Source organism: Brenneria sp. L3-3C-1 (assembly GCF_016456245.1).
Lineage (GTDB): Bacteria > Pseudomonadota > Gammaproteobacteria > Enterobacterales > Enterobacteriaceae > Brenneria.
The window spans coordinates 1-25,117 of sequence record NZ_JAEMHF010000020.1 but is presented as its reverse complement, the minus strand read 5'-3'; the positions used below and the strand labels follow the sequence as shown (position 1 = coordinate 25,117).

Sequence of the window (25,117 nt, the reverse complement as noted above, 5' to 3'; positions counted from 1 at the left end):
CCGCACTCCGCGCTGAATTATCAGACGCCGTCTGAATTTGCGGCGGCCTGGAGAAAGGGTAATTCTGAGAGTGAAGGATCCGACATTACTAACTGAGTGTTGTATCTAATCCTGGGGGCAGGTCATAATGTGTATAGTAAGCAGCCACATTCAGATAACTCATTAAGTTCAGCTAGATGCTTAGATTCTGTTATGACACGTAAAACTCTGGAAGAAATTCACTCATTACTCGGAGATGCAAAATGCTAATGCATGAGATTGGGGAAAAATCTTTTTTACGATCACTTCTGCCTAGGTTAAACAAATCAGATAGTTTCCTTAATGGTTTTGGAAACGACGCGAGCATTGTTGATATTGGACTTCCCGATATTGCTATCGCCTTTAAAATTGATCGCGCAGCTAAACCTATTGCAGCGTATAAAGGATGGACGGACTTTCAGATGTGGGGACGATTAGCCGTGACAGCCAACCTTAGTGATATTCTTGCTGTTGGAGCAACGCCAACAGGCTTTATGCTCTCCATCACTGTACCAGGTAACTGGAAATCCTCTGACGTTGAAGCAATTGTTGCTGGAGCTGCTAATGCTTGCAAGGAAAAAGGAGTTGCGTTTGTAGGAGGAGATACGAAGGAAGGTGGTGAAGCTAATGTGGTGGGCGCTGCGTTTGGAACAATAAAGAAAGACGCAATAGTCAGCCGACGTTCAGCCGAAGAAGGCGATACTGTGCTCCTTGCCGGCCGACTAGGAGGATTTGCGTCTGCGTATTTATTACGCTCTAAAGCTGCGGAGGAAAATACCGAAATTCTACAATCTCTTTCGCTTCCAACATGCGCTTGGGATGAGGCCAGATACCTTTTCTCTCATGGTGGAGTGACAGCAGCGGTTGATCTAAGCGATGGAATTGCTGATGGGTTGTCCTTGCTTAGCAAACATGGATTTGCACCCCTCATTAATATCGATTCCTTTCCACTACATCATTTAGCAAAACGCGCTTCGAACGAGTTGAACATTGATAAATCAAATTTTGCTTTTACCGTAGGTGACTGGGGAATCCTCTTTTCAATGTCTGAGAAAGCTGCTGACAGTGCGATATCATCGATACCGGACGGTCTTGATGTGACTAAAATTGGAACAATCGTAAAAGCAGACAAGCCAAGATATCGATCTTTCCTGACTGGGACAGACTACGAGTTAACTTTAGATTTAAAAAATGAGCACTTTCGAAGAACAATGGAAAAAGAAACAGATTACTTTTCTGAACTGACTGAATTCTCTTTTCTGAAGGAAAAGATTTAATCGGAGATTAAATACATGAAAACACCTCCGCATGTAGCACCCAGGTTTATCTGTGCTGCATGCGGAGCTGTTTCAGGTCTATAAAGATGCACGGTATTAGGCAAGGGTTACGTCAGTTCCGGACTCTGCATTCTGCAGACTTGGACTGTCTGATTTTCGAGTGCGGATAACCCTTAAACTGTGTTTTTACCTGCAAAAAATACAGCAAATCCGCCAGTATATTGATGAGCTGACACAGAGCAGTGATAATGTAAGCATCCAACTAAAACGAACCATTAAATTTTTGAGATTCACGGGCACGATATTAATGTCAAATTGATAAACTCCCCACCAAATCCCCCAACGTCACCATCAGCATCATCGGGTCTATTGGTGAAGATTCAAACCCCACCCGTAGGTAAAACTCCCGCGAGTCGTCGGACAGCGCATGAACCAGCATCCCGCGAATGCCGATAGTATCCGCCACCTGAATCACTCTTAGCCCAGCATCACGTATCAGAGCACGGCCAACTCCCTGACCATGCAATGACGTATCCACCGCAAGACGTCCCAGCACTACCACCGGAATCGGGTCGGGCATATTGCGGCGAAAGCGTCCGGGGGCGGCATTCGTTGCCACGGCACTGGAAGCCAATGAGTAATACGCCAACACTTTTGAGTCATCGCAAGTGACGAAAGTTCGTGATGCGCCAGTGACCTGATTTTTCATCGCCCGCTGTTTCAGCCAGTTGTCCATAGACTCCACGCCGCAACAGAACGAGGAAAGCATATGTTCGGCGCGGAGTGGCTCAGGGGCGGAAATCATTTTTTCTGTTCCCACGGTGCAGGCGTTTGCATGGTTTTTCGCAGCGCGGCATTTGGTGCAGGAGCCTGATCCAAACGAGCAAGAAATTCCTGATAAGCATCAGGATCTGCCATGATGATGCGCTGATCGATCAACGCTTCCTCTGCGGCGGCACGCGCAGCCTCAAGGACAAAATCAGTACGATTTTTTCCTCTGGCCTTCGCAGCACGATCGATTAGATCGCGTTCTGCGGGTTTGATGCGTAAATTTAGTGTTTCGCGTTTAACAGAAACGCTGTTCGTCGCTGGCATGATGTTATCCTCGAATATACTCTCTGGATATTAATCATACAGCAACCGTAACGCTAATGTCATTACGATTTATCGGTATCAATGGGGAATCGAACCGAAGGAACGAACCGGACATTTCTTTATCGTATGCATCCCATCATTCTGATCTATCTATAAAAATACGGGTCAACCTACGGGTCTTGACAACTATAGTGATTAGAATTTATGCTACATTTCAACTTAATAGAAACCTGAATGATCCCGAGTCCGGGCACCAAATTCATATCAACGGACCTCCACGGAGGTCCGTTTTTGCATTCTAAGCCCGCACAAATCACCATCTCTACAATCCCTTAACTCCACCCAACTCAATCAACTTCAACCCGCATCAAGTCCCTTGCGAGGGTACAACTGAGAGTATAGTCTGATTCGATAAAATTTATACCCCTTTACTATCAGGAGATACCGCCAATGGCGCTCACTGACGCTAAAATCCGTGCAGCTAAACCGGATGAAAAACCTTATAAACTTGCCGACAGCGGCAACATGTTTTTGCTTGTTCACCCTAACGGTTCCCGCTACTGGCGGCTTCGCTACCGGTTTCTGGGTAAAGAGAAAACGCTAGCTCTGGGTGTCTATCCTGAAGTCTCGCTGGCTACGGGCGAAAGCCAGCCGGAAGTTCAGTGCGGCCAGTTACCGTGCACATAGTTTGCCGGTATCGGAGAATCTGTTGAAACAAGATTTTTACGCCAGCGGACCGAACCAGAAATGGGCTGGAGACATCACGTGCTTACGTACCGATGAGGGCTCTGGCTGTACCTTGTAGTGTTCATCTACTACCTGTGGCGCCGAAACGCCTGAAAAATGTCATTGTTCATACCAACTGGGGTGGTCAGTACTGTTCAGCGGAATATCAGGCCCTGCTGAAGCGGCATAATCTGCGTGGCAGCATGAGTGCGGTAAGTGTCAAGATAGTTGGCCCCCCCGGTTGATTTAGGCTGCCTGTTTTTCTCGTTCTGGATTCAGCACTACCTCGCCTATCGGTTGCCAGTTTCTTGCCCTGCCAGACCAGCGTTCAGGTCGTTGCGTTTTTGCCATCTGGTACACGTCATCCCGCTTCTTCAGCACCCTGCCATCTTCGCCCCGGTGCCGTTGGCCTGGCGTTACGTACCTGATGCCGCTATGTCGATGCGTTTCGTTATACCACCGGGTAAAACTCTCTACCCATTCACGCGCATCATCTAACTTGTCGAACCCCGATGACGGCTACTGCGGCACATATTTCAGCATCCTGAACAACGACTCCACATACGCGTTGTCGTTACTGACCCTTGGCCGGCGGTGAGACGGCGTTATTGCCAACTCATGCAGCTTCATCTGCAACGTCTGCGACTTCATCGCCGCCGCATTATCCGCATGCAGCACCGGCGGACATTGCCAGCATCCTTCCCGACGTACCGTGCGCTGTATCAGGGCGGCTGCCTGCTCGCCACTTTCTGTTTCATACACTTCATATCCCACGATTTTTCGGCTGAAGAGGTCTTCCAACAGATACAGGTAAAACCAGCGTCCCTTCACGGTTGACGGGAGCCATGTGATATCCCATGTCCACACCTGATTCGGCCCACTGGCCTGCCAGGTCGTTGCCGGGGTGACTTTCTGTGCCGCTCGCTGTCGTCCCCGGCGATGCGCTTCTCCATGCCGACGCAGCACACGGTAGAAGGTTGATTCACTCGCCAGATAAATCCCGTTATCAGCCAGCTCCGGCACGATTTGTGACGGGGGCAGGCTGGCATACGCGGGTTGATGGCACACCGCCAGTATCTGTTGCTCTTCTTGCGCACTTAGCCGGTTCGCCGGCGAGGGTCTGACTGCGCTGGCACGCTTGTCCTCCATCGCGATTTGCCAGCGTCGCCACGTCCGCTCACTTAATCCGGCTTCAGTGAGCGACACCGACAACCGAGCGCCTGACACCATCGCTTCGCGCACATAACCCACCAGGACCTGTCGCTCTGTGCCGGATGTCAGTCGTCCTCGTCGGTTTCCCCGTAGAAGTCCCGCAACTGCTTTCGGAGCACCAGTATCGCTGCCGCCTCCGCCAGCGCCTTTTCCTTACGAACCAGTTCGCGTTTCAGTTGCTTGACTTCTTTCTGGCTTTGTCTGAGCGCGGCTTTATCATTAGGCGAAGATACCTGCAAAAATCCTTGTTTCCACTGACTAATCTGCTCAGGATAAATCCCTTTCTTACGGCAGTATTGCGCCAGTTCCGCTTCACTGAGTGTGGCGGTTTCGATAATCACTGCCAGCCGGGCATCGGCTGACCATTGGTCTGTGGTTTTGTCTGCACCCGGCACCGGTATTCCCTCTGCTTTCGCCTTGTTACGCCAGTTATAGAGGGTAGCTTCTGATATCCCTTCCATCTGTGCAACTGCGGTGACGGTCATGTTGTAGGGCGGCAGTAATTTAGCCAGTGCGGCTGATTTACGTTCTGGTGAAATTCGCTTCACGATCTGCTCCCATCTTGTCATTATTGTTTTCGATAGGGGTGCCATCTATCCTGACAGAGGGGGAGTGCAAAGAGTTGCTACTATGACAATGTCTGTGTGGAAAGCTTCTTCCGCTCGTTGGAGGTGGCATGCATCCACGGAGAACGCTTTGACAGTCGGGAAATAATGTGGACGACAGTGTTTAATTATATCGTGTGCGATTACAATCGATGGAGACGCCACAGTGCCTGTGGCGGCCTCAGCCCGGAACGATTTGAAAACCAGAACCTCGCTTAGGACCGTGTCCACATTACGCGGGTAGGATCACAACCATTACCAGCAAGTCTGAGTCATGACCTGACTTTTGCCCCGTAGAAAAAAAGTAATTATACCGGGCACGGAACGCTTTCCCTTAAGATGCTGACGTAGCTCATGTTAAGAATACGAAAATCGAGGTAACTTAATGAATTCTTGGCACAACGATGATTAATTGAGTATAACATTAAAAGATATAATTATGTATAATTTTAGCGAACTTAATCTTTGAAACTTAAAAAAATGACGTTGTACTTAATTAAATTTATAATTTATTTTTCATTACAAAAAATAAGGACGAATATGTTTTCTAAATTTATAACAGATGTTGAGTGGCTGAATATAGACGGTTACCCCGGACATATTGCAACATGTTATTTTTCTACAGATTATTATTATGACTACTATTATCGTGCTTTAGATATTTATTTTCCGACACTCCTTAATTCAGCTGTAAAGAAACGCAGAGCTGTATTTCTTGCCGGTCGGTACTTAGCATGCTAAGTATTGGAAGAACTAGGACATAGCAACTTTACCGTATTACAAGGAAGTGCTCGTGAACCTATATGGCCAATAAATGTAAGTGGGTCTATAAGTCATAGCTCTGAGAAAGTAATATGCGCTGAAAATATTAAAAGGATAAATGGTAGTGTAGGCATCGATATAGAGGAACAAATTCCTTACAAACAAGCAAAGGAACTATGGTGCAAAATTATCAATAGTTCGGAATATGACCTATTGTGTCAACAACAGCAACCATTTGAGCGGTTATTAACAATAGTATTTTCTGCTAAAGAAAGTTTATTCAAGGCACTATACCCGATGCTGAAAAATTATTTTTATTTTTTAGATACACAGATTATTGAAATTGACATGAAAAAAAATACATTCAAGCTTGAATTGCTAAAGAACATGCACGCGGGATTTTGTAATAACCGTATGTTTGAAGGGGTATTTAGAGTTAGAAATAATGAAATAATGACGTTAATTGATATCCAATGAGTAAGTGTAACTGTTTAACTGTTTAACTGTTTAACTGTTTAACTGTTTAACTGTTTAACTGTTTAACTGTTTAACTGTTTAGTTAATAGAACGTCACATCGGAAAGCAATAAATGAGTTAAACGTACCTTCTTGATAAAAAATTCCTTCAATGCGAGAGTTATAGATATCTTATAGTCACATTATTTATAATAATGTTAACAATTATTTCAATTAGCCATTGATAGTTTAGGCCATCTTTTTAAAAATTGCTTTTCATTTACTCTGTCTAAGAAGTACCGTTGGGAAACAACTTTTGTGTTCCAGCGCAACTGCAAATTGAACAAGTCATCTAATCCAAAAGGTGCTGCAATAATTAAATTATCGTCAGAATCCAACCTAACAGCTACTGCAGTTGAGGTTTCTGGCCAAATTGATATTCCATCTTCGGAAGATTTAATTTTTGAAATCTTAACCCCATAATAACTTTCGTACCATACATCTACATAAAATTGATTTGTTACATCCCACATGAATCCATCAGATGAGTGATTTAACTTATTTTCAATATCGTTATCAAAATTTACATAAGGTACTGACTCTGAGTAATAGATCAAATCTATATCAGAAAGAAAATCCTTATTGGTGAAATTATGAAGTTTATTCCATACCGTATTCCTGATAGCACCTGCACCAATATACCAATTAGGTAAGTTTAAATCCCTTGCAGTCTTGAGTGAAAGCATCAACCAGTCAGTAGATAGAATTATCGATTTTAATTCATCTTCATATGCCATTTTCATAAAACCAACACTGTACATTAAAAATTAACTTTACTAAGCTAACACAGTATTTATTAAAAAACAAACTGAATATACAAACACAATGTCCTTATAGAAATAGTTGAAAAGCAATAAACTTTAAAATTGACGTCAATTAACTCAATTGTAAAGAAAATTCATTCTGAAAAGTTACAGATGTTAAGACTAAGTAAAGCATTTAATTGAATATTTATTTAATTGACCATTTTACATCGGAAGTTGCTTAGTAAGCCATACATATACAGAAGTTAAGTTACCTTAACAGCGAATAAGTTAGTGGAGCTAAGAAAAAAAGATTTATCCATAAGGTCTGTTCGGGATGCTACGGAAAAAAGAATGAAAGTTGAGGTAGTGTAGAATTGCTTAATATAATAATCGGTAATATTGGAGGGGGGAAGACAAATACATTTATGGCAATTTAAATGTACATCAAGTGTTTATAAGAAGATTTGTCGGTTGCATAAATATAGTACAACCGACAACTTATATTATATTTTATCGTTTAGATAATAAGAAAATGAATCTTCAACTAATGTGTAAATTTCATGGTCAACATTGTTGTTAAGGCGAACAAAACGGTTACAAAGTACTGCTTCTAACTTATTTATAACTTTCATTTGATAATTAATAAATCCTTGCTCTAAACTGCTTTCACTTTCACCATCAAATTGACCACTTTCAGATGGTTTCACTTCAAATTTCCTTGAGAAAGCTACTTGCGGGCTAATATCAATTAAGAATATTGAATCAGGTTGACCTACCATATTAAAAATAGAATCAACCAAATTTGATGGAAAACTTTTTTTCATAGAAAAACGGGCCATGTACTTATAAACCCACCCATCGGAGACAACAGTATAACCTTCCTGCAATTTAGGTTTAACGCATGCTTCATATAAAGCGGCATACCATGAAGCCAGCAGAGTAAGCCAGTGATAATCACCCATGACAGATAAATTTCCGTCTATAGGATAATCCCAAAGAGCTCGTTTAATATTCTCGAGCTGATGCTTTGCAAAATTATCCTCGATTGCGTCAGTATTTTTTTTATCAAGGAAAAACATTTTATGTCCATGAGCAATACCATAGTTGACGAACTCATGGGCAATTGTTGTTTTACCTGAACCGTCTATTCCTTCAAAACAAATGAAATGGTTAGTCATATTTTTAATCTCGTGGCAATTTTTGGATGGCCCTACTTAAGTTATGGCCTAGTGGTGTAATTGGTAACTCTCTTAAATCAAACCATTTTAATTCACTGAATTCATTATTAAAACTTAATTTTGAAATATCATCGTCTAGTTTTAAAATGAACCAGAAACCTACATCAGTGTGTTTATCGATCAAGTCATTGGTAATAACTTGACTAACAAAAAAAGGGCCTGAGAGATTTCCAGGATCTTTCAAATACAACTCCTCCCCAAGTTCACGAAGAGCGCATTCCGTCAACGTTTCTAGTGGCTCTAAATGTCCTCCTATAGGTAACCAATCGCAAGCCTTGACATGATTACCCAATAAAATATAGTTCTTTCGAAGTAATAATATGATAACAACTATATGCTTGTTAGACTTTTCACTTGGGGATCTTATAAATTTCTCTTCAGAGCATACCAATGCTCTAGCAACATTAATGTCTGATAACTCAATATGATCTATTGGACTTATATTGGTTAAAGCAGAAAGGATTGACTGCAGTTGATGTTTATCATCATACATAGCTAAAACAATCCCTTATATGCTTCAGAGTCAATGGAGTTTCTACCGCAGTCAGAATAAAATGGTTTCATATATGAATTTTCCTGATAAATAGTCTGCAATGCTTTGCCCATATTAAGAATAGAGTTTGCTCTGGGTGCGGGGTATGATTCAAGTTCTGTTAGTGGATCGGGGTGGAAGATGTTAATCACAGGTGTTATACCGGAATTTGCTAAGCTCCGCATTCCATGAGTTAAGGAAGATAAAGACTCAAGGCCACCTACACATATAGAGTAAACACTTCCTTCACCGAGTATTTTTACCGCAGAGTCTAATGCATGTCTAATGTGCTGCTGATTTTTTCCTGGGCAGTAGCTATTAAATAGATTCTTATCAAAAACTTCACTATTCATCGCGAGCGATAAGTTCAAATGCTTCAACCGTTGGAGCAATGTTAAATCATTCGGAGGGTATGAGATCAAATGCAGTTCTGATTTGCTATTATGTCGATCCAATGCATTTCTTGCAGCCTCGCATAGCCTGGTATAGTGTAAAAAACCTCTATCATGATCTTTAAAAATCCCGCCGTTAATCATGATTTGTGAGACTTTGTCAGGATCTTGCGTTATTGCATTTTCTACGGCTTCATAGACCTGTAATTCAGTTAAACTATGAGCAAAATCTCGCCCAAATTCTTTATTTGGTTTTATTGAACAATACTTACAGCCAACGTTATCTTGAACTAAACTACAAGAACCATAAACAAATAGCCCAAGTGCAGCCCCTCCATATAATGTTCCAATTTTTCTGGTAAGTGTACCGTCAGTTAAATTCGAATTATAAAAGGTTGGGCGAATTGGAAAAGTAACAGTGCAAAGCTTGAGGTCATTTGTTCCCAGTGTAAACTCACCATCAAGATAATCAATAATCAAATCACTGTCATCTCTTGTGTTAACTGCACAAATAATTCTTTCTGGAAGAATGTAAAACTCTTGAGGTATGGATTTATCTAAGTACTTTAAAGAATCACTGTTTCCATATGCACGTCTTTTCTCTAAAAAAGGCTCACGAAACGTAGATAAGAATCTTTCAGTAAAGGATACACCTTTTGCTAAAGCAAGTGCTTTAATCTCAATAGCTGACATTTTACTCATTTATTAATCTCCATCGATTGCTCTTCTGCCAAAGTAAAATTTCATCTCGTAATAACCTTAAAGAATCCTCAGGCAAAAGTTCACTCAGAGAATTAAAATCGTTACAAATTGCAGACTTTAAATTGTTAAAGTAAATGTCGAGAATTTTGACAAGAACTTCTGACTTGCCAGCATGTTCTTGTGTCTTCCAACAATTTTTTAAATAAGAAAAATACAGTCCATCAACGATATGATGTTTGTTGTAAACGTCTACACTTCTTTCTAAGTTAATCATGTCACCTAATAGTTGATAGGAATAATCCTTTAACCTTATTCTCATTGTATTTATTTTGTCGTACGTATCACTATCTGAAATTTTTTGAAGACTCTTGAGTATATAGTCAAGGGAGAAATTCTTATCAATCCATAATTGGCTATGGTAGCTGAATAATCCAATTCGATAATCTTTGTAGCGGGCATTAACTCTACCCATTTGGAAATTATTATTTCCTAGCAACCCAGCTATTTGAGCCATTTTTGTATAATCAGAACCTGTCAAACACTCCATAGATACCAACATATAACTGATGTTTTTATAAAATGGTGTCTTTGAACATACTTCAATTGATTTTTTATCATCAAGAGAAAGATAAATTATATCTGAAGGGGATAATTTATCATCCTTCTTTAAAATTAAATCAGTTCTGCTGATAAACTGGAAGGTCTGAACTAGCTCATTAAAGTCCATCAGAGGATCGAATATGATATATGTATATCTAATCGGAACTCCTAGTAATGACAGTATTCTAATAGCTGTAACGTTCTGCTTGCCAGTCGTCTTTTTATTGAATCGTGTCAAAATAGTGTCGACGCCAGACTCAACGCCGAATAAGCAACGATTCATATTACGAAGCAAAAGCTTCCATGTGTTTAAGCGATTAATATGCCATTCATGGTTTTTTTGCGGGCGAAATACCTGATCAATACGAGAACTTGTTTCAAACTTAAAACCATAGTTCAGAAGTTCTTTTGATAATCCTATAACTCTTTGATCGGATAGCGAATGATATCCAAAAAACTCTTCATCTACTAAAAAAATTTTCCGAGCAATTTCTGGGTTTTTATTAAATTCATTATGTATATATGGTAGCAGACCATTTATTGAATTTGATGCCTCTCCTGACCATATTCCCTTGTGACTTCGGGGACAAAACGAACATGAATAACTACAACCACGGCTTGACTCCAGTTGCATGATACCTGAGTGTTTTAAAGTTGTTGGTAATAAATCTAGATCCGGTAAGATATCATATGCATTCCGATTGTTAATATTTTTAGTTTTATATATATCTTGTTTCATATCCATGAAAGCAACACCGCAAATTTCTTCTCGAGGTATTTTCCCTTTTATAAACTTTACTACATCAATAATAGTCTGTTCTCCAGGTCCAAGACCAATGAAAGAATTCGGTAAAGACTGCAAAATATTATCAACATTTAATGCACACAGGCTACCACCAAAAAGTATAGTTGGACTATAATCAGCAGGTAATTTTTTTAGCTTCGATATAAAAGCATCTAAAATGTCATTTTGACCAAATGTTGCAGAAAAACCGACTAGCTTCGGCTTACTTTCTATAATTATATTACAGATCTCATCTACAGAACTACCAAATTGCATATCAAATAGCTTTACCTTGCCAAGATGATTTTTCCTAATAGAATATGCCAAATCAGAAATACCAAGAGGAAATCGTGGTAGAGGAAAAACTTCAGGATGATACAGACTCGTAAGCATAATGGTCATATCATTTATTTCTTTCAAAAACACGTCATCAAAAACAGCTTTACTAAAATTTGAATTAACGTCACTTATTTTTAATGACTCTATCATCACTTTGTCAAAGATATGTTCAAATTTACGGCCAAATGAGAATATAAAAGATTTACTACGGTCTACCATTATAAAAGCTATTCTATCCTCAACAGTTCCACTAATTACAAGTTTGATGTTAAAAGGACGTAGCAACTCATTTAACGAATTCTCAAAAATATTGGGCTCGAGAAAATATGTAAATAGTCTATGAATGCGCTCAATGTTAAGATCAATACTCACTCCAGTTTTTTTTAAAGAATTATAAAATAATATAGGTAAACTATCTAATATAGGCCTATACTCTATCTTGTTTATTACTTTGATTGTTTGAGATTTCTTTGTAAGCATAACAAACATCCTTTTAATAAATTATAAATGACTGCAAAGCACTTGTTGGATATAAAAAATCAAAATTAGAATATTGTATGCTAATGGTATGTCTTCCAGTTCTCCTCCGTAACACAAAGGATGCCAGAATAATCATACTGATGGTGTTAGATAGAGAGAATTGAAACCATCAATTATACTTAAAAATAACATTTCTAAATATGATTTTATAAATAGGAGGTCTATAGTCATAAAAAATTAGATATGAGATGGTTTTCTATTTCGATTTTCTCTCAAAAGATTAAAAAAAACTTCATCTAAATGAAATGATATTTCACGCAGGGCTTCAGTTCTCGCCATTCCTGGGTGATCACAATCAATATTTATATTTTGGATCCGCCCACGTACGTATGGACTCCAAGCCTCTGAATGAAGCCAATCTTCTGCTCTTGGCGCAGCAGCATTAAAGAATAATATATCACCATTAAACACGTCATGGTTAGTACGGCCAACCAATCGGCGACTTAATATAACTACATCAATTAACCTATCTAGAGTAATATTATCTAAACTTGCGAGAGCATTGCCATTATTCCTCAATAAATCAATTGCTTGTGAGCGTTCAAGTACTTTTCCTTTAGGCACCATTAAAGATGGCAGCTCTCCATCAAAAGGTAAAGCAATCCCTGCAATAAAAAGTAATGCCGCCAAAGCCATGCTCTCTTCTTCCTGAGGATTAAGTTCTTCAAACGCAAAACGGCGCCACAAATCACTGGGATATGAATCCATCATAGCTAGTAGACCGACTTTTTTTCCCTGCTTCTCAAGTCGAGCAGCAACACTATGAGCAATCATTCCCCCGACGGACCAACCAATAAGCCAATAAGGTCCATGTGGTTGACGTTCGCATATACGGTTCACATATGCTTCTGCTATCTCGTCCATTGAGTGAATTGCATGGTTTTCAGAAGTTAACCCCTGAGCCTGCAAACCAACAATTTCACAAGGTGTTTTGATAAAACGCGCCAACCCACTGTAACACCATGCAATTCCTCCTGCGGGATGTATGCAAAATAAAGTCGGAACACCAGTTTCTGAATTAGCCGGGTTTGGTCGGAGCAGTAAGGTAGTATCAAGCATATTAAGATTATTAATCTGCCCATGCTCGGCTAACGATTTTGGTGTCGGATGGGAAAATATGTTAGCGATGCTTATTTCCCAACCCAATCCAGAATTTATTCTGGCAGCCACATCCACTGCATTCAGTGAATTACCTCCTAAATCGAAAAAATTCTCATCAGGGCTAACCTTCGATAGCTCAAGTACATCAGAAAAATATTCGCAGAGTCTTTGCTCGATTAGACTTGAGGGAACACCTATTCCTTTATTTTTAATAACAGGTGGTTTTGGTAATTCTTTACGATTAAGCTTTCCATTACTGTTAAGCGGAAGCTCTAAAATTTCTAAAACATATTGTGGTATCATATGTGTAGGAAGGAATTTTCGACAAAAGGATAGTAATAAATTGATATCAACTTCACCACTACTCGATACTATGTAAGCTATGATTCGTCCGTCATACATGTTTGTACATGCCTGATGGATTTGTGGATACTTGAGGATAACGGCATCGATCTCCTCTAACTCAACCCTCTGTCCATTTATTTTAACTTGTTGATCTATGCGGCCAAAGTAATTTATTTCACCATTTATGTTCCAACATGCCAAATCGCCAGTCCGATAGAGGCGACGATCATGTTTATCGACAGTAAAGCGTTCAGCAGTAAGATTTGGTTGTCCTACATATCCAGTTGCGAGACATATACCTTCAATATAAAGCTCCCCAGGGATACCTATTGGAGTGGTTTTTCCAAATGGGTCAAGTATATGAATTTTAGTATTCCATATAGGACGTCCAATCGGCACGTTCCAATAGGTATGAGAATTAACAACAGCATGAAAAGTCACGTCTATTGCTGCTTCTGTTGGCCCATAAAGATTATGGAGTGGAGCATTGAGAAGTTTATTATAGCGTTGGACTAATTCTGCAGGTAGGGCTTCGCCACTCGCAAATACCCTGAGTAATGGCAATGTGATTGGATGGCGTTCTAATGCATCCAGAAACAAAGCTAACATTGATGGAACAAAATGCAACGTCGTAATTTTATAGTGTTCAATACAGTTGAGTAGATAGGTTGGATCCGTGTGTCCGCCAGGTTTAGCCATAACTAGCATCGCACCACTTGTAAGAGGCCAAAAAAATTCCCAAATCGAGACATCAAAAGTAGCCGGGGTTTTTTGTAACACCCGATCAGTAAGCTGTAGATCGTACTCGTTTTGCATCCACTGAATACGGTTGGCTAGTGCCAAATGGTTAACCATAACTCCTTTTGGCTCTCCACTGGAACCTGAGGTAAATAGGATATAAGCTGGTTCTGATCCAGATAATTTACCGAAGTTTTGTAATGAAGGATCCATACATCGCTCAGCAAGTAAACTTAGCGACTCAATCTCCAGTACCGTATGCCCTTGCGGTACTCTATTTCGCTCTGTCTGGTCAGTTATAGTTAAACATGCTCCAGCTTGCTCAAGCATTTTCTGTAATCGTAACACTGGTAGTTCTAAGGAGAGTGGTAAAATAACAGCTCCTGCTCGGATAATTGCGAGCAGTACTATTTCTAACTCTATGCTCCGTTTAAGGGCCACACCAATTACTTTGCCACGAGCCCCACTCAACTGATGGTCAAGAACCACTGCGAATCGACGAGAATGTAGATCAAGCTCCGAATATGTCAATTCTCCGGTATCGTCTACAACAGCCGGTTGGTGGGGTACAGTTTCAACCTGCTGCTCAAATAATTCAATAATAGAATCTGATAATAAAGCATGGTCGGTTTCGTTCCAGCTTGAAATGGAAACAAAGTCTTCAGGCATTGCCAGCTGCAAATTATGTATCGGAGCTTCGGGGGTTAAAACCAGTTGTTGTAGCCAGTAAAAAATGCGCGAAATATGCATTTTTATTTCATGTAAATTATGTCGCGAAGAATTAGCAATTAACCTTAAACTAGCCGGTGTCATGTCCTCACCTAGTTCCAAGTGAACATTTATATCGCGTACTGGACCTGTTGAGATATGTTTAGCTGAAACCTTAAGCCCCGCGAAATCTATAGATGTCAATTGAGGCAAGATATTAAGTTCTATTCCATAAAGTGGTAATGCGTCGCCGATCTTTCCTATGGCCCTTCCTATCCATTCTCCACGATAGCGTTCATGCCTTAACAGCTGCCGCTTACTTTTTGCAACTACCTTACATACATCATAAAAGGTGGCATTATCTGGTATATCCAAGATAAGAGGTAAAATATTACTACGAGTGATGGCAGCATTGCTGCCATAATCATCTCTGCGCCCCATGCAAGGTAAGCCAAATAGCAAATTCTGCGCTCCTCCAATACAGGAGGAGAAATAACTAGTAAATGCGGCAAGAAACATATCAGCTAATGATATTCTAGGATTATTTTCATAAAACTTCATGAGTAAGGATGATAATTCCTTGCTAAATGTTTTCTCTGCACAAATACTTTCAAATGTCAACTTTTCTGCGGCCCCACTAATGAAAGATGGACTTGGCATTTGTTTACAGCGCTCTAACCAATAGTCATGATCTTCCGAATATTGAGAACTATTTTTATAATTCTGATCATCCTCAGCTAATTGACTAACGTCAACAAAATTGCACGAAGGTGCAATATCATTACAGATTAATGCTTTATAATGCAGCCCTGCGCGTTGATGTAAAAGATGGTACGCATAAGCATCGAAAGCTATATGATGTATACGTGAGAACCATATAGCTTCATTTTCATTGATCACATATAAGCGATGCTCATGCCGATAAAGATTGTCCTGACCAACTTCTTGACGTATTAATCTTTGCATTTGTTCGCTAGCTATATCAGCGGGTCTATCTTGTAGACTTAAGTCGCATATCTCTACTTGCTGCTTTGATGATAGTAATGAAAATGATGGCTTACCATCTATAGCCGAAAAATGATGTCTAAGTACTTCACAGTCTGATAAAGCTGCCTCTATTGCACAAGAAAGTTTATTAAAATTGATGTCTCCTCTCAAGTATAAGGCTTGACCTGTTGCATATAATTTTGATGTTTGGCTAGCTTGTGTGGCATACCATATTCCCTCTTGGGGGTAAGTAAGAGGAGAATGTTTAATATTACTATTATTCATTTTTATACGTCCACTGTTAGAAAATTAAACAAATCAAAACTTAACTAATATTTAGTCATCATTTTTTGTAACGTGATAACTTATCAGGAATACAAAGCCACAACTACTTCTATATAAGAAATCACTATTAAAATCTTGCCAAAGGATAATTTTAAAAAATCTTAAGGAAGTACTCGAGGGTTTATACATTGCATTGAAACACATGCAAAAAATAATAAGGAAGAATTGTTATAAATATAAATTAATTGAAGAGATACATTGACAGAAGAGTATCTGTAAGTATATTCAATCCTAAAATATTGATTCATCATCTTCTTATTCGTCATTATTTATTCGATAGATTTAAGTGATTCGTTAATAATAAAAAACATACCAATAATAAATTGGTAGACACCCAGAGGCTGATATATGCTATTTCCTACCGATTGATTTTTGATGTAATAACTTGCGAATTAGAAGGAACCACCAAAAATTAAAAGCTTATAGTAGTAACAAAAAATTACTTTAAGGGACAGAGCTGGTTAATTATAAAGAATAAAAGTAATAGAAAATTTCATTAAGCCAGTAAATCATATAAGCTTACAGTAATCTAAGGATAACTTTTTATTAATGATCAAACCAAAACATGCCACCTTAAAGTAAATCAGGCCAAATATAAAATTAGTCAGTACACATATTGAGTGCCTTTGTTATACTACGTGGTGTTCTAAATGTCTCTGGCCCAAGCAACGAATCAGAGAGAACTATATCGAAGGTACTCTCAAGCTGGAGAATTAATCGAACCATAGTCATGCTATCAATACCAACCGCATCCAATTCATCATCTGGATTGATGATGATATCCGGAAAAATGACTGATATTTGCTCGCAAACATCACTTATACTTACCATTACTTTGCTCCTTGTTACAGATAATAGTTTGATATACTTATTTTAAAAAATCGAACTCATTCAACCAAATGAATTATTTTTTAATGAGAGTGCTTAGGTAGGAAGGAATAGATGCCATGAATTAATTGTATGTTTTTATTCTTGAATAACCTAAATATTTTAAGCTTTAATTTTAGTATTTATGTAATAATCCATCATCGAGTGTTGAGCTTTTAGACATATATGAAAAGATTTTTAAACCACCTCTGTTTTTAAAGTCATTAAGTATTGCTTCATGATTTAATATTTTATCAATATCATTTGATAGCAAAGTTGAAATATCCTCTTTGATTAAATCATTTTCCTTGAAGTCAGCCGAAAAAATCTGGTTATCCTTTCTGATTAATAACATTAAATCTAAGTAGCTTAAAAAGTATGGAGGCCTATTTTCTAAAGAACTTACAAATCGACTTTCTCTATATAAATGAAATATAGTGTCATAATATAGAGACTCTCTAGCTAAACAGCGTATGCCATCAACATCTTCGGAGTCTACATTATTTATGCTAAAATATTTTTCGTCAGCATGCATATGCCAGCATGATGTGAAAGCAAGATCTATATAAACTGGTACGCCATCAATGACTTTTAACATGTGCGGATGATGATCGGGGCTTAACCTATATTTTATTAAGTCAGATCTAGAGTGACTAACAATTTCTTTCTTACTATAGTCATAAAGGCCTTCAATATAACCTTGAGCATGGAGTAGGGTTCTGTATTTATCCACGCTAGAGCTTTCTACCAATAAATCCATGTCATTATATATTCTATGTGTATTGTCTTGATAAAATGACGAAAGTGCCATACCTTTTCTTACAGCATACGGGAGGTTATTTTGGTCAAAAATACCACCAATTTTTTTCATTTCTTGTATTTTTAGTTCCTGTTCACGTCTTACATAGGAAATATATGATGAAACCATGTAATTGATATGACTGGATAGTTTATTTACTAACCCCTTTTTAGTTATAAGGTCATACCAAATTGAAATTAACTTATGTTTGCCTAGAAAATGCAAATCTGCATTGACGATGTCAGAAATATTAACGTCATGTTCTATTCCTAAATAGTCGTTAAATATAATGTTTAAAACAGTAATGTTTTTAATGCCTTCAATATTATGCATATGTATTTCCCTTTGTTAGGTAAGTGTGATGCTATTAGATTATGTCAGGAGGAGTGGTCATGTATCTTGCAATTTCCTGTAAATATCGCTTTTGATATGCAAAGGATGAATGCGACCAATCCATATTAATAATTCCATCTACAACTGAAAAAACTAAAGATATGTGTGTATATGATGAATGGTCAACTGGAATTAGTTTTTTTACTTTTGCAATTCTTTTTAACTTATTTGAATTACGGACTTCGGTGGAGAAGTATCCAGTGAAATCTATTTTGAATTGTGGTTCAGGTATCTTTTGAAAAAGTTTAGTTGAATTCGTCCTATTTTTTTTAAAACACCCAAGTAAGAATCCATGTTTCGAAGGGGCTGCCGTTCTTTTAGCAGCAACTCTTTTTGCCGAATCTAACAATTCTCCCGAGGGGTATTCCATTAAAAATGGCCAGAATGTTGCAAATGGCCCCACAGAATGTCGGTATCTGAGAGATTCACGACCATTATCCCATAATTCGACAACCATATCTGACGCGGATGTAAATGCACATACTGCTTGGTGAAGTCTAACAAGCAAAATATCAATTAACTGTACTCCTCCCCCTACCAATGATAAATAATATTGACTTGTTGAACGTGAGAAAAAATATCTCCAACGTTCTTGAGTTGCAGATTTTCGTGTTTGATTATCTAATGCAGGAATTCGCGTACTATCATCCCAGTTTTGTTCTATCCAATGGGGAATATCATTGGCGAATGTTTCATCAAAATAGATAGAAATTTTCTTTGCCCACTCTAAATAGTTGCATTGAGGAAGCATATTATTTTTGTCATATAATAACCTAAAAAATGTGCTTTCAATTATTTGAAGTGAAATCATATCGTATGTCATATGATTTCCTATAAATAATAGATTTCTGCCCCCCCCTTTTTTTATTAATGTGAATAAACTTAATGGTCCTTTAGATATATCAATTGACATATTGTAGCTATGAAATAAGTTACTGGCAACTTCCATGATGGATTCGTCTATAGAGCATTCTATCTCTAAGTATCGCACTGCTTCATTATACTCGACTAAAATACCCTTCCAATCATCTTCACATTTTACGAATGTTGTATTCAACACTGGAAATAATTTAAAAATAGCTAAGGTTGCTAATTTTATCTTTAATTCATTCACATCACGCGGTAAATCGTAAAGAATAGCAATGTTGCGTTGACCGGCAAGATAGATTTTTTCACAATTAAGTACATGATATTGAAATGGTGTCACATCAACTTTCATGATAAATCACCTTATCTGTTTTTATATCATCAATGATACCCAACAGATTGCAGTTTCCATAATCGACTATACGTTCCATTCATTTCCAACAATTGTTCATGTGTACCTTGCTCAACAATTTCACCTTTCCGTAATACAATCAATCTATCCATTGTAGTAATACTAGAGAGACGATGGGCAATCATAACAATTGTCTTGCCTTCTATCTTCGAAAGAATATCTTTTTGAATAGCAGCTTCACTCTCACTATCCAGTGCAGATGAAGCCTCATCAAATAAGTATACTGAAGCCTCCTTTAGCATTGCACGAGCAATTGAAATACGCTGACGCTGTCCTCCTGATAATTTCACCCCTCTTTCACCAACGAAGGCATCAAGCCCTGTTCTTCCTTTATCATCTTCAAGATTATTTATAAATTCATCAGCTCTAGCAAGCTTGATCGCAGATTTTATATCACTTTGATTGATATCCTCCCTACCCAAAACGAGATTATCGCTCACTGAACGATGAAGTAATCCACCATCTTGAGTTACAGCCACTACTGAATTATGCAAGGATACTTGTGTGACCTTTGTTATATCAGTTCCATCGATTACTATTCGCCCCGTTTTGGGGTCATATAGACGTAATAGTAAATTAAATATTGTTGTTTTGCCTGCACCTGATGGACCTACAATCGCAACTTTTTCTCCGGGCTTAATATTAAGATTTAAATTATTGAGTATGTTTTTACCCGCGCCGTATCCGAATGAAACATTTTCAAACACGATCCCACCTTGAGATACTTCAAGTTCAATTGCATTATGAGTATCACTTAAGATTAGTGGTTTGGCGACAAGCTTTACTGAGCTTTGCAAACTACCTATATGGCGCATCAAAATATTAAGTTGAGATAAAAGGCCAGCAAGCATAGAACTTAGTCGCAAAACTAGTCCCATGGTAAAAGCTACTACTCCTGGAGTTGATGTGCCTTCAGACCAACTTATTAAAGAGAACCATGTCGTTATCGCTAACATGAAACTCGATAGCAACGTAATTAAATTGTTAGCATTGGATATATGTCCGGATAATTTTTTAGCAACTAAAAAATATTCATTAAGCGAATTTCTAACAAAGTTAGTTCCTTGCCCAGTCGCACCAAATAACTTTAAAGTAATAATGTTTAAAAAATTGTCTACAATTGTTCCTTTTGCTTTGGCTCCACTATTAGAATGCTGTAAAGAGTATACTTTGATTTTTGGGACAAATATAACTGCAATTACGCAGTAAGTCGCAAACCATCCTATCAAGAATAATGCTATAATTGGCTCTGTTTTTCCAATCAAAAAAACAGTTATTAATGCATAAATTATGATAAACCAAAGTGTTTGTATAAAGGTACTTATCAAATTACCTAAAGCACCACCTGACTCCCAGACTTTATTTTCAAGCGCGCCAGCATGGTTCTTATTAAAGAAATCGACTCCCTGTTGAGACACGTACGAATAGACTTGCCACCTGACCATCATACTAAAACTAAGTGTAAATGTCAGATTTTGAATAAGTGACAATATCCAACTGAATAGAGTTCTTGCAAACAATATAATAATAGCCATGAAGATAAGCTCATTACCATACTCTTTCAATAGTGTGGTCAAACCCTGCGGTGAATTATTCATCATGTCAATAATTCGACCGATAAAATAGAACATTCCCGCTTCTATTCCAGCTACTAATCCACTAAATAAAAGCATCAAGATTACAGGAAATTTTGCACGCTTTAGATAGTGAATGATAAATCTCATCGTTGAATTTGGCGGCATGGTTCCATCGTACTCAAATGGTTTTATCCATTCTGCAAACCATTCATTAACATCAAACTTTCTATACATGTTTTCATCTATCCATATTTGTCACTTAATTACTTCTATTAATAAGCCATAAATCATAAATATCTCTATAAAACATGTCATTATGCACCATGAGGCAGGCTGCTTTTGCATCTCTACAAAATATTTCAGCACCAATCTCATCAAATGGTGTCATTGTATATTTTGATCCTAATGCATCTTCAAGAATGCTGACTGCGTTACGTAAGTTTCTAGAAACCTCTGTTTTGACAATATTTAACTGTTGAGCAGGGTAATTATCAGGATCATTATATGTCTTATACAATACATCTTGAATTAGGCATCTGTTCATATATTCGTGTGAAATTGTTTGTGCAATACGGTTACGGAATAATTCCCCCTCTGATTTTATCTTCAAATTATTTTTTTTATTCCTGATGCAATTTCTTAACCTTGCCAGTACTCCAGTTAAACCACCGTGATATGAAGACATCCATCCAATATGTCCGATAGGCACAAACACAGAAGAAAATACGCTTGAAAATTTACCTATCACTTGTTCTGGGCCAATCAACTGCTCTATCTTAATAGGTCCACTACCTGTTGATCTTGTAGTACTTAAATTTATTTCATCAGTGATTGTTATGTCCTCTTTAGGCAGCAACACTAGATATCGATCTGTGGGACGTAAATCTCTATGTTTTACTGAGACCAGGAAGTAATCTGCATTATTCCTGTAACTGCAGACAGGAGCTTGCCGATCAATTTTTAATCCATGATCTAATGTGGTGAGATTATTGAACAAGTTACCAGCATATTCGGATGTTGCCGAAGCTATTAAAATTTGCTTTTCTAATAATTCCGCATATAGATTTGTATTCAATTTATTTATGGAGTTACTTTGCTGGTTATGCATGACCCAACAAAGTGAAGCGGAAATAGAATATTCTCCAATCAGAGAAGCGATTTTAATAAATGAGCCAGCAGAATGATAGTCAGTAATCAAATGATAGAGTACATTTTTATCTTTAAGTGCGTTGAAATATTCTGTAGGAAAACAATTTCTAAAATCACAGTTCTGAAAATACGTTAATCCAAAACTACTTAATAGGTGATGATGGATATTTTCTAAGCTATTCAATTATTATCTCCTTAGCTGGTTTCCTTAAGAGGAAATTCGTAAGTCCGGTGTTTTGCGCGTATGCCCCACAATTGGGTATAGACAAAACATCTCCGGGTTGCATGCTGGGCAATGAGGTATCTAATGTCATATAGTCAACAGGAGTACATAATGGTCCATATATGGCTGTTGGTATCAATCTTGCTGAGCTTTGACATTTAACAATATTGAAATCTGGCTTTTGATTTATTAATCTGCCACTAGCAGAAATACCATTTATAATATTGACTCCTGCACTAACAATTAATACTTGCTGATCATTTCTCTCCTTCACATCTAGTACAGCCATTTCTAATGTTCCGCTTGAAGCTACCAGATAACGTCCAAATTCAAAGCACGCCTCTATATTTTCCATAATTCCTGTTATCTTTTCGCCAGTAATTATTTTAGTTCCTGATTTCATATAGGGCCACTCAAGCCCTCCTCCATAATTGACATATTTTAGTTTATAACCAATTGCCCTCTCTACATCAAGAACTGCTTTATTAGTTTGATGTATCGAATTTCTGAAATCAGATTCATTTATCTGTGTTCCATTGTATATATGTATACCATATATTATTTTTTTACTCTTTGTTATATATGATATCAACTCATTAATTGTGATACCAAATTTTGAATTTGGCATCATCATGTTTAGACGACCTTTATTGTTAGCAACAAATAGTCTAATGATACGTTTTAGTTTTAGTTGTAGTAAGCCTTCAACAGCATCTAACCTGGATAACTCCGTAAGTGACTCCAGACTAAAATAGGTCACTCCTTTTTCTGCAGCATAATAAATTTCATCAACAGTCTTTCCTGGGCCTCCATATACAATATTGCTTGTGTTAAATCCAGAACCTATTGCTGCATCTAGTTCTCCTGGTGAGGATACTTCTGCTTCAAGACCTAAGCTAACAAGATATTCAAGAATTGATGCATTGTTATTTGATTTTAAAGAATAATAAATTTTACTATTCCGAATCGCTTTCGTTAACTCTTTGTAGCGGAGTTTTATTTCTTTAAGGCAATAGATGAATTTATTATTTTCTGCATCCATAATTATTTCGGCCTTATTAATTTATAATTTTGAGATAGACTCAGATCTTTGGTAACTGTAATGATTATCTTGCTCGCAATCGTCCCCATCTTTTTCAATAATAACTTACGTATTTGCGATTCTGTTATTCCATTTTCAACTATGCATTGTAAATAGCACCCTGATTTATCAGCTGATGCTTTGCAAGTTATGATGCCAGATATGTCCAAAGTTTGATTTTCAATCTCTATAGTGCTTATTCTTTGCCCCAAAATTTTTATTAGGGCATCATTTCTCCCATAAACATATAAAAACCCTTTACTATCTATTAATCCTATATCACCAGTTTCCAGTGTCCCTTGAAAATATTCGCGACGAATTTTTTCCTTGAAACCAAATATGAGCGATCCTATTGCAACATTTGTTCCTGTTACTACAATTTCGCCAATACCTTGATGGTCAGGATTTTTTATATATATTTCTGAGCATGAAATTGGTCGGCCAACAGATTCCTTATAATCTGGATCATCGTCCGGAGTTAAAATACTTACTCGCTTGCACTCTGTTAGTCCGTACATTGTGTAAAAACGTGCTTTTTGAAATTGACTAGTTATTTGTTTAATTAACCCTTCGGATACAGGTTCTCCAGTTGAGGTTATTTTTTCTATTGAACACCCGTTAAATACTCTGCCTCTTAAAGTATAAAATACCGAAATCATAGAGGGGACTAATGGTAATATTGTAATATTGAGTTCATCAATACGTTTCACTGAACCCATCGAAAAACCTTCATCTATTAAACATAGTGTTCCATTAACATTTTTTACCAATAGATACTGGTAGAATCCGTAGTCGAAGGCCATAGGCAAAAAATTTATTACGCGGTCTTCATATCTATATTTTAACTTATCTTGAATAGAAGAAACTGCCGTTCTGATGTTATCTCTCGTTAAAAAAATCAGTTTCTTTTCTCCCATAGAACCTGATGTAAAAAAACACATTTCAGCTGTATCGAGCCAATCAGCAATACTGTTGTCTCCTTCTTTATCAAACCTGTCCCAAGATTTGTTTTTATAAACTAAAACTGAAAATGGAAGACATTCAATTAAAGTATGGTGAACACAGTATTCTATTGATGAAGATAGTGGGATGAATGGAATTCCTAATAACAGTGCCGTTTCGTAGCAATAAATATAATCTATTTTTTCTTCTGACCAGCAACACAAAGCACAAGATTTGGGTAATTCGGATAAATCACCAATCATTTTTTTACTTTTTTCAATGATATCGCAATAGTCTAACACTTTGCCATGCCCGGTTATAACCTTCATCCCCCCCCCTTATTACAATATTGAATCACCTTGTAATGTTAAAATGACCTCCTCCCATATCCTGACCCAGGATCAATTAGAGGATCTGTCTTTTTTGGTGACTTCGGATAAATTCTGCCGGAGTCAGATCATTTAATGAAGAATGTGTCCTGTCATGGTTATATTCTTCCC

17 protein-coding genes and 3 pseudogenes are annotated in these 25,117 nt (G+C 37.7%); 4 read left to right on the top strand and 16 right to left on the bottom strand.

Translation table 11 applies throughout. The features are described from left to right. Nucleotides 1–242 precede the first annotated feature (242 nt). Complete coding sequence (locus tag JG725_RS20295) at nucleotides 243–1,295, top strand: thiamine-monophosphate kinase (protein ID WP_199379647.1); 1,053 nt, start codon at nucleotides 243–245, stop codon at nucleotides 1,293–1,295. 310 nt (nucleotides 1,296–1,605) lie between these two features. Here JG725_RS20295 and JG725_RS20290 read toward each other — a convergent pair whose 3' ends face one another. Further along, nucleotides 1,606–2,100, bottom strand: a complete 495-nt coding sequence (locus JG725_RS20290) for a GNAT family N-acetyltransferase (protein WP_199379645.1) — start codon at nucleotides 2,098–2,100, stop codon at nucleotides 1,606–1,608. Beyond that, entirely contained in the window at nucleotides 2,097–2,390 is a 294-nt protein-coding gene (locus JG725_RS20285) for a DUF1778 domain-containing protein (RefSeq protein ID WP_038921611.1), read from the bottom strand. Before JG725_RS20285 ends, JG725_RS20290 begins: the two co-directional genes overlap by 4 nt. Before the next feature lie 619 nt (nucleotides 2,391–3,009). On the opposite strand from JG725_RS20285, the pseudogene JG725_RS20275 reads away from it, so the two are divergent. Then, a pseudogene (locus tag JG725_RS20275) lies at nucleotides 3,010–3,328 on the top strand (hypothetical protein); the annotation flags it as partial. A gap of 34 nt (nucleotides 3,329–3,362) precedes the next feature. On the opposite strand, the pseudogene JG725_RS20270 reads toward JG725_RS20275, so the two are convergent. Beyond that, nucleotides 3,363–4,876: pseudogene (locus JG725_RS20270) on the bottom strand (IS3 family transposase). 63 nt (nucleotides 4,877–4,939) lie between these two features. On the opposite strand from JG725_RS20270, the pseudogene JG725_RS20265 reads away from it, so the two are divergent. After that, nucleotides 4,940–5,152, top strand: a pseudogene (locus JG725_RS20265) (IS3 family transposase); the annotation flags it as partial. A gap of 525 nt (nucleotides 5,153–5,677) precedes the next feature. After that, the gene (locus JG725_RS20260; RefSeq protein WP_199379649.1) at nucleotides 5,678–6,172 is read left to right on the top strand and encodes a 4'-phosphopantetheinyl transferase; all 495 of its coding nucleotides are present in this window, start codon (nucleotides 5,678–5,680) and stop codon (nucleotides 6,170–6,172) included. A 208-nt stretch (nucleotides 6,173–6,380) separates the two neighbouring features. Here the strand turns inward: JG725_RS20260 and JG725_RS20255 are convergent, their stop codons facing one another. From JG725_RS20255 to JG725_RS20195, 13 genes are all read right to left on the bottom strand, one after another. After that, the gene (locus JG725_RS20255; RefSeq protein WP_199379641.1) at nucleotides 6,381–6,947 is read right to left on the bottom strand and encodes a nucleotidyltransferase family protein; all 567 of its coding nucleotides are present in this window, start codon (nucleotides 6,945–6,947) and stop codon (nucleotides 6,381–6,383) included. Between the two features lie 512 nt (nucleotides 6,948–7,459). Then, the gene (locus tag JG725_RS20250) at nucleotides 7,460–8,134 is read right to left on the bottom strand and encodes a hypothetical protein (RefSeq protein ID WP_199379639.1); all 675 of its coding nucleotides are present in this window, start codon (nucleotides 8,132–8,134) and stop codon (nucleotides 7,460–7,462) included. Nucleotides 8,135–8,138: 4 nt separating this feature from the next. After that, on the bottom strand, nucleotides 8,139–8,687 hold the full coding sequence (locus tag JG725_RS20245) for an NUDIX domain-containing protein (protein WP_199379637.1): 549 nt from the start codon (nucleotides 8,685–8,687) through the stop codon (nucleotides 8,139–8,141). A gap of 2 nt (nucleotides 8,688–8,689) precedes the next feature. Beyond that, nucleotides 8,690–9,820 (bottom strand): radical SAM protein, encoded by a 1,131-nt coding sequence (locus tag JG725_RS20240; protein ID WP_199379635.1) that lies wholly within the window; start codon nucleotides 9,818–9,820, stop codon nucleotides 8,690–8,692. Beyond that, entirely contained in the window at nucleotides 9,813–12,023 is a 2,211-nt protein-coding gene (locus JG725_RS20235; RefSeq protein WP_199379633.1) for a radical SAM protein, read from the bottom strand. Before JG725_RS20235 ends, JG725_RS20240 begins: the two co-directional genes overlap by 8 nt. A 237-nt stretch (nucleotides 12,024–12,260) precedes the next feature. After that, the gene (locus tag JG725_RS20230; protein ID WP_199379631.1) at nucleotides 12,261–16,247 is read right to left on the bottom strand and encodes a non-ribosomal peptide synthetase; all 3,987 of its coding nucleotides are present in this window, start codon (nucleotides 16,245–16,247) and stop codon (nucleotides 12,261–12,263) included. Nucleotides 16,248–16,907: 660 nt separating this feature from the next. Further along, complete coding sequence (locus tag JG725_RS20225; protein ID WP_199379629.1) at nucleotides 16,908–17,138, bottom strand: phosphopantetheine-binding protein; 231 nt, start codon at nucleotides 17,136–17,138, stop codon at nucleotides 16,908–16,910. A 172-nt stretch (nucleotides 17,139–17,310) separates the two neighbouring features. After that, entirely contained in the window at nucleotides 17,311–18,306 is a 996-nt protein-coding gene (locus JG725_RS20220; RefSeq protein ID WP_199379627.1) for a nucleotidyltransferase family protein, read from the bottom strand. Nucleotides 18,307–18,340: 34 nt separating this feature from the next. Further along, on the bottom strand, nucleotides 18,341–19,585 hold the full coding sequence (locus JG725_RS20215; protein WP_199379625.1) for a condensation domain-containing protein: 1,245 nt from the start codon (nucleotides 19,583–19,585) through the stop codon (nucleotides 18,341–18,343). A gap of 29 nt (nucleotides 19,586–19,614) precedes the next feature. Further along, nucleotides 19,615–21,456, bottom strand: a complete 1,842-nt coding sequence (locus tag JG725_RS20210) for an ABC transporter ATP-binding protein (protein ID WP_199379623.1) — start codon at nucleotides 21,454–21,456, stop codon at nucleotides 19,615–19,617. A 25-nt stretch (nucleotides 21,457–21,481) separates the two neighbouring features. Continuing rightward, nucleotides 21,482–22,555, bottom strand: a complete 1,074-nt coding sequence (locus JG725_RS20205; RefSeq protein ID WP_199379621.1) for a hypothetical protein — start codon at nucleotides 22,553–22,555, stop codon at nucleotides 21,482–21,484. Then, nucleotides 22,548–23,636, bottom strand: coding sequence for a hypothetical protein (locus tag JG725_RS20200; RefSeq protein ID WP_199379619.1), 1,089 nt, complete (start codon nucleotides 23,634–23,636; stop codon nucleotides 22,548–22,550). The genes JG725_RS20205 and JG725_RS20200 overlap by 8 nt, the downstream gene beginning before the upstream one ends. A gap of 2 nt (nucleotides 23,637–23,638) precedes the next feature. Beyond that, entirely contained in the window at nucleotides 23,639–24,946 is a 1,308-nt protein-coding gene (locus JG725_RS20195) for an AMP-binding protein (protein WP_199379616.1), read from the bottom strand. Between the last annotated feature and the right edge of the window lie 171 nt (nucleotides 24,947–25,117).